This window comes from Mesorhizobium sp. B1-1-5 (assembly GCF_006443065.1).
Classification (GTDB): domain Bacteria; phylum Pseudomonadota; class Alphaproteobacteria; order Rhizobiales; family Rhizobiaceae; genus Mesorhizobium.
Map to the genome: position 1 here is coordinate 1 of NZ_VFWS01000258.1, position 1,953 is coordinate 1,953.

Genomic DNA, 1,953 nt, shown 5'->3' on the forward strand with positions numbered 1-1,953 from the left:
GCGCGTCGCTCCGCCATAGAATGACGATCGCGATGGGCATTTCGGCTAGTCTCCAAGGCATGCTGCGTGCCGGCATGGCCCGCCGCCCAACTAATAAACCGTGAAAAGCGTCGGCAGGTCGCCGCTGAGGCGCAAATACTCGACCGCCTCGATCACCGGAAATAAAGCCAGGAAATAGAGCCCGTCGCGAAACGTGTTCCGCAACGCCATCGTCGAAAACAGCCACTGCGCCTCGTCGCGGTAAAGCAGCGGGTTGGGCCAGAAGCGCGGCGTGCGGTTGGCATAGGCCGTATAAGCCGCGCCGAACTCGCCGGCGAGGTATTCGGCTTCCTTGCGCGCGGTGAAGCGGAAGACGAGATAGCTCGCCAGGCCGAGCATGACGGCCGCCAGCACCGAGCCGAACATCAGTCCGATGCCGACCGCGCCGACGGTCGAGAAGAAATAGAGCGGATTCCGGGTCACCGAGAACGGGCCGGCGACGACCAGTTCGTTGTTCTTCTTGCCGCCGACATAGAGGATGCTCCACAGCCGACCAAGGAAACAGACGAGCACCAGGCCGAAGCCGACCGTCTCCATCAGCTCGTGCCCGTTCGAGCCCTCGCTGAGGAACGGCTTGGAAAACAGCAACAGGACGATAGCCATCACCGCGGCCGCCTGCACGACGATCAGGCGCTTGTGCTGGTCGAACGCCTTCGGCGCCGATTTGAGGGATGTATAGGCCATTCTTCTCACCGTTCCGACGCCAAGAAGGCGCGCCAGGCTTGTCTAGCTTCTCTGCCGCGTGATGGCGAGGCCCCGCCGATGTTTTTGGCCGACCTTACGAATTTGTAAGAACGCGGACAGGCCGCGGTGACTTTGCCTGCCTAATTTGGGCGTCGCCGCCATACGGAATTCGAGGTGGCTCGAACGAACAACGGATCACGCCATGATCTCACAAGCCGACAACCTCGCGCCCAACCGCGTCCCGGACGTCACGCTCGATTTCTGGCTGATCAAGATCATGGCGGTGACCATGGGCGAGACGGCGGCCGACTACCTCGCCGTCAATCTCGGCCTCGGCCTTACCGTCACGTCTTTGATCATGGGCGGCATCGTCATCGTCGCGCTCGTCCTGCAGTTTGCGCAGAAACGCTATGTACCTTGGGCCTATTGGCTCGCGGTCGTGCTGATCAGCGTCGTCGGCACCTTGGTCACCGACAACCTCGTCGATGATTTCGGCGTGCGGCTGGAGACGACGACCATCGTCTTCTCGGTCGCCCTGGCACTGACTTTCGCAGTCTGGTACGCCAGCGAAAGGACCCTCTCGATCCACACCATCTTCACCACCAGGCGCGAGATCTTCTACTGGCTGGCGATCCTCTTCACCTTCTCGCTCGGCACGGCTGCCGGCGATCTGGTGGCCGAGCGCTTCGATATCGGCTATCTCGCCACCGGCCTCATCTTCGGCGGCGTGATCGCGGCGATCGCTTTTGCCTGGTTCTTCCTCGGCCTGAACAGCGTCCTCGCCTTCTGGCTTGCCTATATCCTGACCCGGCCGTTCGGCGCCTCCTTCGGCGACCTGCTCTCGCATCCAGGCGAATATGGCGGGCTGGGCTTCGGCGCCACCTTCACCAGCCTGATTTTCCTCGGCTGCATCGTGGCCATCGTTCTCCATATGACGCTGAGAAAGCTGATCGACGAAGACGAGCTGGCGCTCCTCGACTAGAGGCGCCGCACAGGATTTTGACCGGTCGGCTCTGTTTGCGTTGGCAGGTGGCATGCTTTGGAGATTGGCCGAAACGCCCATCGCGATCGTCATTCCAGGGCGGAGCAGGAGCGAAGCTCCGTCGCGAAGATCCTGGAGTCCATTCCGTTACCTTCGCCAAGGTGTGCAACGGAGCAGAATTCTGCACCGTGGCGACGCTTCCAAGTCGCGGAATGGATTCTATGGTCTGCGCGCGTCGCTTCGCTCCT

Annotated in this window: 2 protein-coding genes; one reads left to right on the plus strand and one right to left on the minus strand. The window is 61.6% G+C overall.

Going from position 1 to position 1,953, the window contains the following annotated elements; translation table 11 throughout:
• Positions 1-90: 90 nt before the first annotated feature.
• Positions 91-723, minus strand: coding sequence for an isoprenylcysteine carboxylmethyltransferase family protein (locus tag FJ980_RS30130; RefSeq protein WP_140547250.1), 633 nt, complete (start codon positions 721-723; stop codon positions 91-93).
• Positions 724-925: 202 nt separating this feature from the next.
• Here FJ980_RS30130 and FJ980_RS30135 point away from each other — a divergent pair, with 202 nt between their 5' ends.
• Positions 926-1,705: a hypothetical protein gene (locus tag FJ980_RS30135; RefSeq protein WP_140547251.1), complete on the plus strand. Its 780-nt coding sequence runs from the start codon at positions 926-928 to the stop codon at positions 1,703-1,705.
• The last annotated feature ends 248 nt before the right edge of the window (positions 1,706-1,953 follow it).